The organism is Chroococcidiopsis sp. CCNUC1 (genome assembly GCF_023546805.1).
GTDB classification, from domain to species: Bacteria; Cyanobacteriota; Cyanobacteriia; order Cyanobacteriales; family Chroococcidiopsidaceae; genus Chroococcidiopsis; species Chroococcidiopsis thermalis.
Window position 1 is genome coordinate 394998 of the sequence record NZ_CP097480.1, and the last position, 16044, is coordinate 411041.

Sequence of the window (16044 nt, forward strand, 5' to 3'; positions counted from 1 at the left end):
CATGAGCTACTTAGTTAAACCTGGATTCTCGACTTGTTATTATATTCGTAAACTCTTGCTACAAAACGAAGAGGAATTGAAAACAATCTTGAGTCAAAAAGCCGGCTTTTGTTTCAACACACAAGAAACTTTAGAAAAGCTTTTAAGAGGAATTTATCTGGAAGAAACGATCGAACAACTTTTACAAACTCTTTATGCCGATACTACTGAAATTTCTACTAAAGTTGAAAAACTGGAAGTGTTAGTAGCCAATCATCAAAGAATTTCTGTAGAAAGTCCCCATAACTATCAAGGATTAGGCGAGATTAAACGCCAGATCTTATGGATATTAGGTTTTAAGCGAGTAGCTGTCAAGATTGAAGATATAGTTCAAGCCCTGGTTCAATTGAATGAATATAGTATCAATTACATAGGGCGCACGTTGACTATCAACACATGGAAATCAACTCGTCCTGATTTTGAATGGCTAAATTTATTTGAATTTGATCGGTTTGGCAAAATCACCTTTGCTGGACAAGGAAAGGATGTAGCCAATGTCGAACAACTCAATTGGTTACAAGAATGGATCGTTGGCTACGTCTGTCAAGTCGCTCAGTTCATCCGCGACTTTACAACTACAATTGAATATAAAAAAATTGGTGAATTACCGGAAGGGGTATTAATTACTCAAGTTACTTCTTACTCTCACTGGGTTGCTGCAAAACCGCGATCGGCACAAGTTTGACAGTTAACAGTTATCAGTCATCAGTGACTAGTGACAAGAATTGAATCTGATTCCACTAGTCACTAGCCACAAGCCACTCACTAAACCCCACTCCCGACTCCCCAACACAAAGTTATTTATTGGGAAGGAAATAAAAACGGTTTAGCTAGGACAAAACTAGCAATAGATTTAGCATCTATTGGTTGTCCGACGAGAATGGCTTGTTCAAATTCCTGGGGCGTCATGAAGACTGTTTCTATATCTTCGTCCGCATCCTGACTAGGAGGCGCATCCAAAGGAACTAAATCTTGCGCTAAAAAACTATAAATAATTTCATCAGAATAACCAGGGGCAAGAAAGAATTGTCCTAGTTTTTGCCATTTTTGAGCGCGATAGCCTGTCTCTTCCTCAATTTCTCTTTGAATCGTGTCAAACGGTTCTTCGTTTGGCTCTACAGTCCCGGCAGGGAATTCTAAAATTCTGCCTTGTGTGGCAAAGCGATATTGCCACAATAAAATTAATTTACCTTCTGGAGTAATAGGAACAGCTAAAGCGCCTCCCGGGTGACGGACGCATTCCCAATCGCCTTCAACTTGGTTAGGTAAACGATAGCGATTGACTTCAAAACTAAATTTACGCCCTTGGTAAAACAGGCGATGTTTGAGCAATTGTGGCGGTTCTTGCATCATGTGAGGGAGTAGGGAACAAAATTCAAAATTCACGCATTGGGACAAGCACAAGTCGCAAGTCACAAGTTGCATTTAAAATACGCACCACTTAACAACCGTCAACTGTCAACCAACTACCAACTACCAATTACCATTTTTCACTGATAACTGTTCACTGATAACTGACTCCAGTACAGTCTACAGCTTGAAGTAGCGTGGCGATCGCTTTACCAGATACAGGATCGATCCAATTGGGGGCAATTTCTGCTAATGGGACGAGAACAAAAGCGCGTTCTCTCATGCGGGGATGAGGTAGGGTAAGGTTAGGAGTATCGAGAATAAGATCGTCGTACAACAGCAGGTCAATGTCAAGCGTCCTCGCGCCCCAACGTTCTTGGCGCACGCGCCCAAATTTTGCTTCAGTTGCCAGTAGAATATCTAACAATTCCTGGGGAGACAGTTGAACCTGAAGTACTGCACAACCATTAATATAGTCTGGCTGAGGTGGTCCCACTGCTTTCGTGCGATACCAGCTAGACTTTGCTGCGATCGCAATCTCAGGCATCTCGGCTAAAGTTGCTAAAGCAGCCTCCACAATAGCCAAAGAATCACCAAGATTACTTCCCAGGGCGATCGCGCAATTAGTAATTGGTAATTGGTAATTGGTAATTGGTAGTTGGTAGTTGGTCACTGATAGCTGATAACTGACAACTGATAACTGTTTAATAGTGTGTCACTTAAGACTCAAATCTTAAACAGGGATTAAAATATGCAAGACGGTTATAGCTTTGAAATGGGATTCGTAGTAGTTACGCGCGATCGCGTTGGTGCGATCGGATTTATCCGCTATTTTGAGGAGTGAGCAACCAAAGCTGATGGAACCAGATTCAACAGGGCAAAGTCCATCTGGAAAATTTTCCGATCGCCATCATGGGCGATCTTCAGGCAGTTCCCAGAAATCGTCTATTAAATCTCGCTACAAACCCCTCTATTTTCGGTTCTGGTTTTGGTTGCTTGTGGGTTTTGGCGGCGGGCTAGCGGCATTGAGTAGTGTTTGGTTATCTATAGAGGGTAGTCTACCACCAGCCAATGAACTATTGGCTACTGTGCGGAGTCAAACCCTAACGATCGCGGCTGGAGATGGCACAATTTTACAGCAGCAAGGACCTGCAACTAGAGAACCGTTGAAAATAGAGCAAATTCCCAAACCTCTAGTTCAAGCTTTTATTGCTTCGGAAGACAGGCGCTTTTATCAACATCGCGGTTTCGATCGCCAGGGAATTTTCAGGGCAGTCTGGGCGAATTTGCGTTCGGCTAATTTGGTGGAGGGTGGTAGTACTATTACCCAACAATTAGCACGAATTCTCTTTTTAAATCAAGAGCGGAGTTTGTGGCGCAAACTGAAAGAGATCCGCGTTGCCATGAAGATTGAGGAGAATTTAAGTAAAGACCAAATTTTAGAGCGTTATCTCAACTCAGTTTATTTGGGACAAGGGGCTTATGGCGTAGCAGATGCGGCTTGGGTTTATTTCAGCAAGTCAGTTAACCAGCTGACACTATCTGAGATGGCAACAATTGCCGGATTAGCGCCAGCACCAAATTTTTATTCTCCTACAGTGAATAAATCGGCAGCAATTGGGCGGCGCAACATGGTATTGCAGCGGATGCAGGAGGATGGAGTCATTCATGCATCTGAGGCGATGGCAGCGAAAAATGCACCTTTAACGGTAAAAACAAGTTCTCCTAAACGGCTTCAAGCTAAAGCTTCTTACTTTACTACCTACATTCAACGAGAACTACCCAAATACGTTCCTGCGGATGTCCTTAAAGCAGGCGGACTGACTGTAGAAACTAGCCTCAATCCTAAATGGCAGCAAGCAGCGGAAGCAGTTGTGTTAAAAACTGTAACCGAGAATGGGAAATGGCAAAGATTCGGGCAAGCAGCACTAGTGGCGATCGATCCCCGTAACGGCGAAGTCAGGGCAATGGTGGGGGGGACGGATTTCGGCAAACATCAGTTCAATCGCGCTACTCAAGCCCAAAGACAACCAGGATCGACATTTAAAGGATTTGTCTATACAGCTGCGATCGCTAGCGGTCTTTCTCCTTACAAACAATACCTTGACTCTCCCTTCAAAGTCGATGGTTACGAACCGAAAAACTTCAGCGAGAGATTTCGGGGCGAAATGTCGATGCGGGATGCTCTGGCTGCTTCAATTAACGTAGTCGCAGTCAAGGTGTTAATGGATGTAGGCTTCGACCCTACAATTAAACTCGCCCAATCGATGGGAATTAAATCGCCTTTAATCCCTGCTTATTCTTTAGCTTTAGGTTCGGCAGAAGTCAATTTGTTGGAATTGAGCAGCGCCTATGGTTCTTTGGCAACTGGGGGAATGCATACAGAAGCTCATGGCATCCGGCGAATCCGCGATCGCAGTGGTAATATTATCTACGATGCCAAGTTTACATCTCGGCGCGTTTTAGACCCAGACAGCGCGGCGATCGCAACTTGGATGTTAAGAAATGTCATCACTGCTGGAACTGGTGGTGCGGCAGCTTTGGTAGATCGTTCTGTTGCAGGTAAAACTGGGACATCGGATAAAGCCCGCGATTTGTGGTTTGTCGGTTATATTCCCCAACTCGTAACCGGAGTGTGGTTAGGAAACGATAACAATCAACCCACGGCAGGTAGTAGCAGTACAGCAGCCTATGCCTGGAATCGGTTTATGGTGCAAGCCGTGGAAGGCATGGAAGTAGAGAAATTTGCCGCTTTACCTAACTTAGACAACCGCAAACCTACGATTAAACGACAACCAGTTAAACCCAGAAGAATATCGATTGGCAAAATCACCGACCAAAATAGCGAAGGTGGTTCTCTACGCCAAGGAGAAAACTCAGAAAATTACCAACCTACCCGCAGAAGAAGCAGACGCGATCGACAAAGCCAACTGCGGGGCAGTCTTTGGCGATCGCGCTTGCAGCGTCAAACCCCCGCCGATCCACAACGCTACAATCGACTCATGGATCGCTTGCGCCAAAACCGCATTCCACGCCAACCAACCCTTGACAGTGACCAGTGACCAGTTATCAGCGACTAGCTATCAGCGTTCTCTTGCCAACTACCAACTACCAATTACCAATTACCACTCCTCACTGATAACTGATAACTGACAACTGACGTTTAAGGAATTCGTAAGAGTCCAAAAAAACATGACGAGCTAGACTGAAGGGGAACTCTTCCTTGGAAAGTGCAGAGCTTAGCGTAGAATCTTATGGCACAGCAAAGCTTTGGTGTGATTGGACTAGCGGTAATGGGTGAAAACCTTGCCCTAAATGTCGAGCGTAATGGTTTTCCCATCGCAGTTTACAATCGTACTCCCGAAAAAACTGATGCATTTATGGCGGAACGGGCGCAGGGCAAAAACGCCGTCGCTACCTATTCTCTAGAAGAATTTGTCAATGCGCTAGAACGCCCCCGCAAGATTTTGATTATGGTTAAAGCTGGTGCGCCAGTGGATGCAGTAATTCAGCAGCTCAAACCCTTGTTGGATGAAGGCGACATTATCATTGATGGGGGCAACTCGCTGTATGACGATACGGCGCGACGCACTCGCGAATTAGAACCAGAAGGCTTCCGCTTTATCGGTATGGGCGTAAGTGGAGGTGAAGAAGGGGCATTGAATGGTCCTAGCTTAATGCCAGGGGGAACGAAAAGTTCCTACGAATATTTGTCACCGATTTTTAATAAAATTGCCGCTCAAGTAGAAGACGGTCCCTGCGTGACTTATATCGGTCCTGGGGGCGCAGGTCACTACGTCAAAATGGTTCACAACGGCATTGAGTACGGCGATATGCAGTTGATTGCCGAAGCCTACAGTCTCCTCAAAGATGGTTTAGGTTTGGATAATCGGCAACTGCACGAAATTTTTGCCGAGTGGAATACTACCGACGAACTCAATTCCTACCTAATTGAGATTACCGCAGATATTTTTCGCTATATCGACCCCGACACCAAAAATCACTTGGTCGATATGATTCTCGATTCTGCCGGACAAAAAGGCACGGGGCGCTGGACGGTGCAAAGTGCTTTGGAATTTGGAGTATGTATTCCTACAATTACGGCAGCGGTAAACGCCCGGATTATGTCCTCGTACAAGCAAGAGCGGGTAGCTGCATCTCAAATGCTGCCTGGTCCTACAGGAACGTATCAAGGCGATCCGAAGTCATTCGTCAATATGGTGCGGGATGCATTGTATTGTTCTAAAATCTGCTCTTATGCTCAAGGAATGGCGCTGTTAGCGACAGCATCCAAAGAGTATTCTTATGACCTGAATTTGAGCGAAATGGCGCGAATTTGGAAAGGCGGCTGTATTATTCGCGCTGGATTTTTAGGTAAAATTCAGAGTGCTTTCATTGAAAATCCGAACTTACCCAACTTGCTATTGGCTCCAGAGTTTAAACAAACAATTCTCGATCGCCAAGATGCATGGCGGGAAGTTTTAGCAGCGGCGGCGAAACTCGGCATTCCCGTACCTGCATTTAGTGCGTCGTTAGATTATTTTGACAGCTACAGACGCGATCGCTTGCCCCAAAACCTGACGCAAGCTCAACGCGACTACTTCGGCGCTCACACTTACGAACGTACTGACAAAGAAGGCTTCTTCCATACCGAGTGGACGAAGTTCTCTGAGGAATCGGTACAAACTTCTACCCCAGAACCGCTACAAGCGGATCAGCCGACGACTCCTCAGCCAACGGGAAGTCGTTAGGGAAGATACAGGGTGCGTTGATAACGCACCCTACAAGTATTTACTTAAAAACCAATCCTGATTTGCACGGAATTGCGGCGTGGATAGTAGTATCGTCCGTGCCTGTAGCGGCGGTGATATCTTTTACCATATCTATAAGGATCGTAGAAGCGATCGTACCCATACCAATCAGGACGATAAAGTCGATAGCGCGGGCGGCGATGCCAATCGCGTCTGTAGTGTCGATGATAGTCACGGTCGCGCCATCGGGAGGGAACGACAATAATTCCCGCGCGATCGCCAATCGTGACACCAAAATCTACGCCAGTTTCGGCTTTCGCGGGTGCTGCGGTGCAAATTGTCAGTAATGCAGTCAGTGCAAGAATCTTAGCTTTCATTGCCACTCACCTCAAAACTGGGCGAGGATGAGAACGTGATTTAATTCATACTCTCAGTGTATCAGTTATTAGGGAGCAGGGAACAGCGATCGAGCAGGGAACAGCGATCGACAACCAACTATCAACTACCACTACTCACTTCTTCGCGACTAAATATACAATAGATAAAATCTATCTTAGGGAAGACATAATGTATGTCCCTTGGTGTTGAGTTATATGCTGCTGAGGAAAGTACTGTAGTTAAAGTTAGGAGTGCGATCGCTCACGCAGTGGCGGGACGGTTGCGATTGCGCTTGCTCCAGCCAATCGAAGATGCAGCTTATGCTCAATTAGAGCAGCAAATTCGATCTTTAGCATTTGTTGAAAGCATTAGAGTCAATCCTACAGTGGGTTGTCTGACTATTACTTATGAAGTAACTCAGTTTGCAAGCACTCCTATCCCGCCCTTGGAATTGCTAGCAGCGATCGCACAGGTAAGCAATTTACAAATAGATTTAGGTACAAATATATCAGATAGCATGAATTCCGATCGCCAGCCTGACGCGGCTCAGTCACAGTTGAGAACATTTGGTGCAACTTTGGTTGGTGGAGCGGTAGGAGATATGTTTGGCGGCGCTATCGGTGCTACAGCGGGAGCGATCGTCATGGGACCCGCAGGTGCTATTTTGGGAGGTCAGATTGGTGTTTTTGTTGGTAGCATTATTGGCGCTCAAATTGGCGCTGAAACCGTTCATCATGTTGACCAGTTTGTATCATTAGCTAATATTCAAGGAACTGGACTAACAGCAGAAAAAATTGCTCAAACCCTGCAAAAGAGAGCAAGCGAAAAAATGGGCGAAACTACTGGGCAAATTTTTGGCGCAGTTGCGGGTAAGGTAGTTTTAGGTCCAACAGGGGCAGTTTTTGGTTCAATTTTAGGTGGAGCTATTGGCGCTCAGCTAGGAGAAGACACGGCGACTGCAACCAATCCCCAGCGATCGCCAGCAACGACTCAGCAATGGTTCGTTCAGACAACTCAAAAGTTTGTCGGTGAAACCGCAACAGTAACGGTAGGAGGGGCTGTTGGTAAAATCGTGCTTGGTTCTCCAGGTCAACAGATGGGTTTGAAGTTGGGCAAGCGCATTTCTAAAATAGTAGAGTGGGATACAACACCACACCGAGTTGTAGATATTACGCCTACGCCACAGTTATTGGGAGAAACACAAACAGGCGATCGCCAATCCTACTAAGCTGTCACATATTCAATTTGCATTATCAGGGCAATTAATGCTATTTGCCTTAGACATTTTGACTTTTGACTTTTAACTTTTGACTTGCTTTGTAGATTCAGCAGTTAAGATCGGGAAGTCGCTCGACTTTTTGACTGTGCTGGGCATTCTGATAGTTCTCCTATCTTCCTTTGTCTTATCTTTCCACAACATCACCGTTCGAGTTCTATTTGCAGAGCATCTCGTTCTCGGTTTATTTCTTTTGGGTGGATACGTTAAACCCGATTTGCCTCATTCGTTCTTGCTGATGTTCATGCGAATGCTGTTAGTGGTTCCACTCATGGCATTTCTCGCACCCAAGTTGTACCCGTCTGCATGGAAAGAATGCCAAAACTTATTCAACCGCGATCGCCGCGATGTTCTGGTGCAGGCATTTGGCTGTGGAGGATTGATGTTTGTCTATGTTGCCTCACTCTACGTTGCCATTGGGTTGATTCCAACTGGCATCGCCATGACGCTATTTTTTACTTATCCCATATTCACGGCGCTACTAGCTTGGCAGTTTTTTGGCGATCGCCCAACACTGTTTCGCTGGGTCGTTATGGGCATCATTTTAATAGGTAGTGCCTTCACAATTCCTCAATCTACGCCTACTCAGAATAGTTATGCAATTGCGATCGGTATTCTTGCCAGCGTCGGCTCTGGAGTTGTTTATGCTCTTTATACAGTCATTGCCCAAAAATGCTTTGAAAAACTGCATCCCATTCCCTTCACCTGGATCAGTTTTGCCACCACGCTGCTATTTTCTGGCATGAGCTTGCTATTTTGGCAACTTCCCTATACCAATCTTGCCTGGACTCCTTTATGGATTGGCGGAATCTTTTCAGGATTGGTGAGTTTTCTCGGACACATTTTGAATAATATTGGTATTCGCGCAATTGGTGCAACCGCTGCCTCGATAATTGGTTCTAGCAGTCCAGCATTGACGGCATTAGTTGCTTGGATCGTAATTCATGAAACTTTGAATGTAATCCAGATTTTAGGTATTGGTATTGTCACGTTGGGTATTGCTTTGTTGAGTGGAGAACGAGCTTTAATTAAGCGATCGCATCACTCTAACTAATGCTCAAACACTATCAAAATTGTGAATAACGGGAAACCCCTCTGAATCTGATGTGCGATTACCCGATCGCAGAGAAAAAAGCGTTCGCATTCCCGCTGCCTTAGCTGCTTTTAGTTCTGCCGTCACATCTGAAATAAACAGAATTTGTGTTGGTAACACTCCGATCGCTTGAGCAATCTTGCGATAACTCTCTGCCTCTTTTTTCGAGCCAGTTTCAGTATCAAAATAACCGCTTAAAAACTGAGTTAAGTCGCCTGCTTCAGAATATTGAAATAACAATTTTTGTGCTTGAACGCTACCTGACGAAAAGATATACAATCGCTTACCCTCACGAGTCCAACGTTCAAATGCAGGTTTAACATCGGGAAAAAGTTGCGATCGCAGCGTTCCATCTCGATAACCGCTTTCCCAAATTTTCCCCTGTAACGATTTGAGTCCGGTAGATTTGCGATCGGTTGCTATTAAATAATGAATGTAAGGTACGGCGGCGGTTGCTGAATTATCCACCCATTCAGGTACATTCAACCCCTGAGCAAAATCGGCTGCATACTCTTGCCGCAATCGCTCTAAATCTGCTTGTACTGCACTTTCCTGAAAATGAGTTTGCAAAAATGCTTCTACCTGCTTTTGAGCAAAAGGAAACAACACGCCGAAAACGTAATCAATCGGGGTTGTGGTTCCTTCAATATCGAGCAAAATAATATCTGCACGAGCAGAATAGCGATCGGGCATGGTTACACAGAAATAATTACATGCATCAACCCGATCCAGTATACATATAGGGAATACAGATATGGCAGTCCTACCTAATTTATGAAACTCAAGCTTTTTTAGCTACTCCCTGCTATATTTGCTAACACACCCTTTTCGTTACAATGAGAATATCTGTTGCAATACTTCTCTATGAGTCAACCTACTGCATCGATCAACACCAAACTCATTGACTCTCTGGCTCAAATTATCCTTTCCCTCACCGACGAGGAGCGCCAACTTCTGGCGCAAAAAATTCAACATTCACCGTTGTCTGAGGAAGAGCATCAACATAAAAAAGAAGCTTTACAACGAGATATTACTTTGGGTGTGGAACAACTCAAGAACGGCGACTACACCGAGTATAACGATTCCTCACTACCCAACTTATTTGAAAATCTTAAGAGACGCGCTAAACAAAGACTTGAGCAGGAGCCAGCTCAGTGAATCGCTTCCGTCTTTCACAACAGGCAGAACAAGACTTGGAAGATATCTGGGTTTATCTAGCACGACAGAATGAACTTTTAGCGGACAAACAGATTGCCCAAATATTAGACCGATTCCCTATGTTATCTCAATTTCCTGATATGGGTAAACAGCGTAACAATTTACTCCCTGGACTTCGGAGCTTTCCCGTTCAGCCCTACATCGTTTTTTATACTAAAATTGCGGATGGCATCGAAATTGTTAGAGTCTTGCACCAATTTAGAGATATTGACAGCCAGTTGTCGTAATTTGGCGATCGCATTAGTAGAATGAGCAGCGCCTTCTACATTAATTAAATCAGTAACTTACTACAGGAGTGCCAGTAGCTACCAGAGAAAAGTATGGTTGTTAAACATCAAGCTACTATTCCACGCTTAACTGAAGGTAGTATCGAACAGTTACGCAAGAGAGAATTACCTGAATGCAACACTGATGAAGAAATAGCATTAGCAATGGGAATCAGCGTCGAAAAGCTGCATTTTTTAGCTGGCGATCGCTCTATATCTTCTACTTCACTTTATTCCCGCTTTCAGATTTCCAAAAAAACAGGTGAAGCAAGAATAATTTCTGTACCAACGCCCGAACTAAAAGCTGCTCAAAGATGGATTTTAAAGCATATTTTAGATAAGATAGAAATTCACGATGCAGCTCATGGTTTTTGTCGCGATCGCTCTATTGTTACCAATGCCACACCGCATGTAGGTAGAGATGTAATAGTAAAACTCGATCTACAAAACTTTTTTCAATTAATTACATATAAACGTGTCAAAGAATTATTTCATGGTTTTGGTTATTCTGAAACTGCGGCAACAATTTTTGGATTAATCTGTACGATCGCGACAACAAATAATAGTAATAAAACGAGCTGTAAAAATACAGAAAAACGTCACTTACCTCAAGGTGCGCCAACCAGTCCTACTATTTCAAATCTGGCTTGCGATCGCCTCGATACGCATTTAACTAAACTTGCCAATAATCTTGGATTTCGCTATACACGTTATGCCGACGATCTAACATTTTCTTGTTATGGAGCAGCTCATAAAGTAGATAAATTAATTCAAGAAAGTAAATCGATCGTTACTCAAGAAAGCTTTACAGTTAATTCTGATAAAACTCAAGTTTTAAGCAAATCTGTACAACAAATAGTCACGGGTATTGTGGTAAACCAACAATTAAATCTATCTCGAAAAACGTTGAAAGCTTTCCGAGCTACTTTGTATCAAATCGAACGAGAAGGTTTATTAGGTAAAAAATGGGGGAATTCAAATAATTTAATTGCTACAATTACTGGGTTTGCTAACTACGTAGCAATGGTTAACCCCAGCAAAGGCGCAGAATTTTTAGCATCAGTAGAACGGATTAAACAGAAATGCGATCGCTCCTAAGTTGTGAATAAAATATACAACTTGAGTAATTTCTCGCTTGCTATTTGCGGTTGTTGTGTTAAATTTATACCGAAGTAGTTGTAAAGTTACAAAGCTGTAGTACGGGTTCTGCATACCCGACTGGTACGCTGACTCATAGTATAAGCGTATACCGCAAAGTACTTTAGCTATTGCACCGTTTGATTAGCTCAGTTGGTAAGAGCGCCTGCTGTATGCGGGATGACCCAGGTTCAAATCCTGTATCAAACCCCCGAAAGTTAGCTCATTTGGTTAGAGCAATCGGTGTATCGCCGATTGGTAGCAGGTTCGATTCCTGTACTTTCTCCAAAATCCCCTCGTCCTGGGTACGGACACCTTGTTAGGGACAAGGCAGCTTCGGAAGAAGCAGTTAGTAGTGGGTTTTCCCAGTGCTAAGAACGGCTGAAAACGTTTTATTCGTCACTTACTCTGTCAAGCAGGTGTTTGTTCGCAGTCAAGGAGCCAGCGCAAATGTAATTCTCTCTAACTTGAGTATGTCCTTCATTTTCCCAATCCGATTCTCTACAGAGACTCTGGCACAGGCAAATCGAACGGCGTATTTGAGCGTTGTTGGCTTTGGTTGAATTACCTTCGGGTGTTCTGGCAAGGTTACAGCACTCTTCATCCAGTTTTGGAGAATCTTTTGCCCGCACCAAGATTGTTAACCCCTGTACTGGCAGAGTAAAAAATATTTTTGTATTATATGTAGTATGCCGAAATTATCTTGCTAAGGGTTGTAAGCTCCTGGTTAGTAGCTAAAGCTGCCAAAAAGACGAATGTTCTTATCTAATCTTCTCCGGCGGGTACAGTTGCCCAAATTATCGATTCAAATTTCTATGTGGAAAACCTTTTACATCAAGCCTAACGAAATCGGAATTTTATATCACCGCAGCGATTTTAAGAAGATTTTACAGCCAGGGACTTACACTTATTTGGGTCGCCACTGGCAAGTCAAAACTTATGACTTGAACCAGCCAGAAGTTAAGATTGAAAATCTAGAATTATTGCTCAGAACCCACGAAGCCGAATTACAAGAGCATCTATTAATTATTAGAATAGCATTTAACCAAGCTGCTTTAGTACGCTGCGGTCGAACCTGGATAAGTGTCATGCCAAATCAACTACGTGCTTTTTGGCGTGGTTTTATTGATGTAGAATCTCATATTTTCAATTTAGAAGAAAGTTTAGAATTACCTGCTGAATTTGTTCAGCAATTGCGCGGACTTGCCATAAACGGATTGAAAAAATTCCAAATTTCAGAGTATGAAATTGGCTTGCTATACGTTCAAAATAACTTTATTAGACCTCTAGAACAAGGGGAATATGCTTTTTGGACTGTAAATCGGGATGTTGCACTAAGAACTCTCAGCCGGATCGTACCTAACCCAGACTTTCCACTAGAAGATGTATTGATTGAACAACATCCTGAGTTTGTTTCAGCCTATTGCGAAGTCGTACAATTACAAGATCGACAAGTAGCAATTGTCCGGTATTTGGGTAAAGTTATTGCTATTTTGCCACCTACAAGCCGCAAGTTATTTTGGCGCGGTGTGGAATTGGAAATGATCGATATTAGTAGCAATGCTAAATTATCGCCTAATTTAGTAGCAGAATTGTTGGCAGGTTCTAAAGAAGTTCTATTACTAAGCCATAACAGTTTGCACGTTCGAGAAGTACCCGCGCAGCACGTTGGTTTATTGTATGTAAATCAAGAATTTCAAGCTTTACTAGAGCCAGGAATACATGCTTGGTGGTTGTATGGACGCTCCTTTCAAACTGAAGTGATTGACATGCGTTTGCAAAATATCGAGGTATCCGGTCAAGATATTCTATCAAAAGATAAAGTTCCTCTACGCTTGAACTTAACTGCTGGTTTTCGCATTCAAGATCCGCTGAGAGCAAAAAATGGTTTATCAGATATTTCTAGTTTCTTGTATAAAGAATTACAGTTTGCTTTACGTGCAGCAGTTGGCGAACAAACTTTGGATGCACTATTAGAAAATAAAGGTGCGATCGATCGCAGTGTTGCTGAATACATTTGTAGCAAAACCGCAGACTATGGAATTGAAGTTGATTCTGTCGGGGTGAAAGATATAATTTTACCTGGCGAGATTAAGACAATATTGAGCAAGGTAGTAGAAGCGGAAAAAGCTGCTCAAGCAAACGTAGTTAGACGCAGAGAAGAAACCGCAGCTACTCGCAGTATGTTAAATACTGCAAAAGTGATGGAAGATAACCCTGTTGCTTTGCGCTTGAAAGAATTGGAGGTACTAGAACGGATCGCTGAAAAGATCGATCGCATTCAAGTTAATGGTAGTTTAGATAGTATTTTGACCGAATTAATTCAGATTAATCGGCAATAACCATATAATCGTATTACTGTAGGGGCGTGTTCACTAGAAATTTCCATACACATATGAAGAACTCTATTAACCCGCCCTCATATGATTTGGGATCAACCGATCGCCAGAATTAATAATAAAATTTAGCAATTTTTTGGGCGATCGCACCCCATTTAGAATTTTGAGTCACAGCTGCCCAATAAGCAAAGCCGCGAATTGCCATGTTGTGATCGACGGCTTTCACCTTGCCAGTTCGTCCGGTTTCCTGCCCTGCGGTGCGAGTATTCCCCTTAGTGCTAATTTCTCCTGAAGCTAAAACTCTGGTTTGCTGCCATGCTAAGGCTTTCTCAATCGCTGTTTTTACTTTTGGCGTGAGGGGATCGTCTGGAAAGTAAGTCACCCACCGCTGAGCATACACTACACCTACCATTTGATAACTACTATCATGCCCGCCTTTTTCTGGATTAATCCCATTTGGACGCTGTAAAGCTAAGCCTTCCTGAAGCGACTGACGGGCATATTTCATCAACTCTGCATCCCCAGTTAGTTTGCTGGTTAACCCCAAGGCTACTGCAACTGCATATCGGCGATGGGTGTAAGGCTGGTTGCGTTTAATTCCCTGTTTCCAGACATCTTGAGAAATCATCCAACGGGCAGCATGTCTAACCAAAGGCTTGTAACGCGATACTTGTGCTGCATACTTATTTGCTTGGGGAGACTGCTGGATAACTAAGAGACTATGGGCAACTGCTTGTACAAAGAACGAAGTACTATGGAAAGGATCGCCCGTTCCCTTAAAACTACCGTCCGCAGCCTGTTGCTTGAATCCCCAGGCAAACATTTTGAATCCCGCTTGGATGGCTTTAGGATTGTTGCTGACTAACCCACCAATCACCAATCCTTCACCGTAGCGTTGCGCTTCAATATACCATTTGTTTGTCCGATGACGCTCCCAGTCGATGTTGGTACTATGCGCCCCACTCGGTGATATAGCATTATATGACTTAGAAAGGCGACGGTAGAGAGAATTGCTAATGAGATTGGATGACTCGTAGTGAAAGTCTGTACGCTTTCTATTTCTCTGAGTTGGGGGAGTTGAAATCGGACGTTTAGCAACATCAAATTGAGATATGCGATCGCGTGTATCTGTCAAAATTAATGGAGAGGCGATCGCTTTTTCCCCAATTTGTACTGAGAATAGTAATAGCATCGCCAACAAACTGCGTACTTTCACTTCCTACTCCCTATTTATTCCCTTGTCTAACTTGCTGAAAACCTGTAGAATCCAACAGTAAAACAACTGCTCCAGGCAAACTTAACATCCAACCCAAAACTGTAATTGTGAGAGACAACAATAGAGCTTGTTCTACTGAAAGACCAATCCGACTAAATAAATAAGCCCATAATCCTTCTTTTAGTCCAATTCCGCCTAAAGATATTGGTAGTAAAGTTACTACTACAATTATTGGAATAAAAACTAAGAGTTCCAAATAAGAAATTGGAATTTTTAACTGATGGGCAACTAAGTAATGATAATAAACTATAGCTAACTGTAGTAAAAGTGACAGTCCCATTGATAACAACAAAGCTTGGCGATGTTGGGCAAATGTGCGTAAGAGAATTTGAATTTTTGCAAACCGAGCCGCTACTGAACTCAGCCGAAACTTGATGAGCCAAGGTTCTGCCCAAATTAATAACTTTGGGCTGGCTATCAGTAAAACTGCTCCGACTAGCGAACCAACACAAGCTGCAAATAAGAGCAGAATATCCCAGCGTCCAATCAATTTAAAAGCAGGCACTAAGCCAATGACTGCTAACCCAGAAAGGGCAGCAAGTCCGGTAAATCTTTCTAGAAAAACAGATACAAGTGCTACTTCTGAATCTTTAGTCGATTGCGCGACTCGATAAACTCGATAGACATCTCCGCCTAGTGCGCCTGGGAGGAAAATATTCAAAAACATTCCAGCGAAATAACTACTGAGTAAACTACTCATTGGTGCAGAATGTCCGCTAGACCACAAAACAACTTGCCAACGCCAACAACTCAGCAGTTGACAACCCGTGTAGAATAGCAAAGCAAAGATAATGAAAGATGGAGATAGGTACTGAAATTGTACCCAGACTTGATACAAATCCATCCGAGTCAATACTAAAGCTAGTATTCCTGTACTAACAATAAGTTTGATTAAAAATATTGGTTTTACTTTCACTTAAT

At 43.4% G+C, this 16044-nt stretch carries 16 protein-coding genes and 2 tRNA genes; 11 read left to right on the forward strand and 7 right to left on the reverse strand.

What is annotated here, in order from left to right:
* Nucleotides 1-88: 88 nt before the first annotated feature.
* Complete coding sequence (locus tag M5J74_RS01940; protein ID WP_127024597.1) at nucleotides 89-724, forward strand: hypothetical protein; 636 nt, start codon at nucleotides 89-91, stop codon at nucleotides 722-724.
* Nucleotides 725-840: 116 nt separating this feature from the next.
* Here M5J74_RS01940 and M5J74_RS01945 read toward each other — a convergent pair whose 3' ends face one another.
* Nucleotides 841-1392, reverse strand: a complete 552-nt coding sequence (locus M5J74_RS01945; RefSeq protein ID WP_015152449.1) for an NUDIX hydrolase — start codon at nucleotides 1390-1392, stop codon at nucleotides 841-843.
* Between the two features lie 151 nt (nucleotides 1393-1543).
* On the reverse strand, nucleotides 1544-2062 hold the full coding sequence (gene folK, locus M5J74_RS01950; RefSeq protein WP_015152450.1) for a 2-amino-4-hydroxy-6-hydroxymethyldihydropteridine diphosphokinase: 519 nt from the start codon (nucleotides 2060-2062) through the stop codon (nucleotides 1544-1546).
* A gap of 184 nt (nucleotides 2063-2246) precedes the next feature.
* On the opposite strand from folK, the gene M5J74_RS01955 reads away from it, so the two are divergent.
* Together M5J74_RS01955 and gndA are read left to right on the forward strand one after the other, a co-directional pair.
* The gene (locus M5J74_RS01955) at nucleotides 2247-4451 is read left to right on the forward strand and encodes a transglycosylase domain-containing protein (RefSeq protein WP_250015139.1); all 2205 of its coding nucleotides are present in this window, start codon (nucleotides 2247-2249) and stop codon (nucleotides 4449-4451) included.
* A gap of 192 nt (nucleotides 4452-4643) precedes the next feature.
* On the forward strand, nucleotides 4644-6140 hold the full coding sequence (gene gndA, locus M5J74_RS01960) for an NADP-dependent phosphogluconate dehydrogenase (protein WP_250015141.1): 1497 nt from the start codon (nucleotides 4644-4646) through the stop codon (nucleotides 6138-6140).
* 44 nt (nucleotides 6141-6184) lie between these two features.
* On the opposite strand, the gene M5J74_RS01965 is transcribed toward gndA, so the two are convergent.
* The gene (locus tag M5J74_RS01965) at nucleotides 6185-6517 is read right to left on the reverse strand and encodes a hypothetical protein (RefSeq protein WP_015152454.1); all 333 of its coding nucleotides are present in this window, start codon (nucleotides 6515-6517) and stop codon (nucleotides 6185-6187) included.
* Between the two features lie 194 nt (nucleotides 6518-6711).
* Here M5J74_RS01965 and M5J74_RS01970 point away from each other — a divergent pair, with 194 nt between their 5' ends.
* A complete protein-coding gene (locus M5J74_RS01970; RefSeq protein ID WP_250015143.1) occupies nucleotides 6712-7746 on the forward strand; it encodes a hypothetical protein in 1035 nt (344 codons plus the stop codon).
* Nucleotides 7747-7882: 136 nt separating this feature from the next.
* Nucleotides 7883-8848 carry a DMT family transporter gene (locus M5J74_RS01975; RefSeq protein ID WP_106217477.1) on the forward strand — a complete coding sequence of 322 codons (966 nt, stop codon included), beginning with the start codon at nucleotides 7883-7885 and terminating at the stop codon, nucleotides 8846-8848.
* Nucleotides 8849-8851: 3 nt separating this feature from the next.
* On the opposite strand, the gene mtnC is transcribed toward M5J74_RS01975, so the two are convergent.
* Entirely contained in the window at nucleotides 8852-9580 is a 729-nt protein-coding gene (mtnC, locus tag M5J74_RS01980) for an acireductone synthase (protein ID WP_106167397.1), read from the reverse strand.
* A 171-nt stretch (nucleotides 9581-9751) separates the two neighbouring features.
* Here mtnC and M5J74_RS01985 point away from each other — a divergent pair, with 171 nt between their 5' ends.
* The 5 genes from M5J74_RS01985 to M5J74_RS02005 all read left to right on the forward strand — a co-directional run bounded on the left by M5J74_RS01985 (nucleotide 9752) and on the right by M5J74_RS02005 (nucleotide 11794).
* Entirely contained in the window at nucleotides 9752-10045 is a 294-nt protein-coding gene (locus M5J74_RS01985) for a hypothetical protein (RefSeq protein WP_106167396.1), read from the forward strand.
* Nucleotides 10042-10332, forward strand: a complete 291-nt coding sequence (locus tag M5J74_RS01990) for a type II toxin-antitoxin system RelE/ParE family toxin (protein ID WP_015152459.1) — start codon at nucleotides 10042-10044, stop codon at nucleotides 10330-10332. The genes M5J74_RS01985 and M5J74_RS01990 overlap by 4 nt, the downstream gene beginning before the upstream one ends.
* Before the next feature lie 93 nt (nucleotides 10333-10425).
* On the forward strand, nucleotides 10426-11469 hold the full coding sequence (locus M5J74_RS01995; RefSeq protein WP_250015145.1) for a reverse transcriptase family protein: 1044 nt from the start codon (nucleotides 10426-10428) through the stop codon (nucleotides 11467-11469).
* A 177-nt stretch (nucleotides 11470-11646) separates the two neighbouring features.
* Nucleotides 11647-11718 (forward strand) — tRNA-Tyr (locus M5J74_RS02000).
* Nucleotides 11719-11720: 2 nt separating this feature from the next.
* A tRNA-Ile gene (locus M5J74_RS02005) sits at nucleotides 11721-11794 on the forward strand.
* A 147-nt stretch (nucleotides 11795-11941) separates the two neighbouring features.
* Here M5J74_RS02005 and M5J74_RS02010 read toward each other — a convergent pair.
* Nucleotides 11942-12112 carry a hypothetical protein gene (locus tag M5J74_RS02010; protein ID WP_158631896.1) on the reverse strand — a complete coding sequence of 57 codons (171 nt, stop codon included), beginning with the start codon at nucleotides 12110-12112 and terminating at the stop codon, nucleotides 11942-11944.
* A gap of 211 nt (nucleotides 12113-12323) precedes the next feature.
* Here M5J74_RS02010 and M5J74_RS02015 point away from each other — a divergent pair, with 211 nt between their 5' ends.
* Entirely contained in the window at nucleotides 12324-13850 is a 1527-nt protein-coding gene (locus tag M5J74_RS02015) for a slipin family protein (RefSeq protein WP_250015147.1), read from the forward strand.
* 109 nt (nucleotides 13851-13959) lie between these two features.
* On the opposite strand, the gene M5J74_RS02020 is transcribed toward M5J74_RS02015, so the two are convergent.
* Entirely contained in the window at nucleotides 13960-15063 is a 1104-nt protein-coding gene (locus tag M5J74_RS02020) for a hypothetical protein (protein ID WP_250015148.1), read from the reverse strand.
* 10 nt (nucleotides 15064-15073) lie between these two features.
* A complete protein-coding gene (locus tag M5J74_RS02025; RefSeq protein ID WP_106167832.1) occupies nucleotides 15074-16039 on the reverse strand; it encodes a lysylphosphatidylglycerol synthase transmembrane domain-containing protein in 966 nt (321 codons plus the stop codon).
* Nucleotides 16040-16044 lie beyond the last annotated feature (5 nt).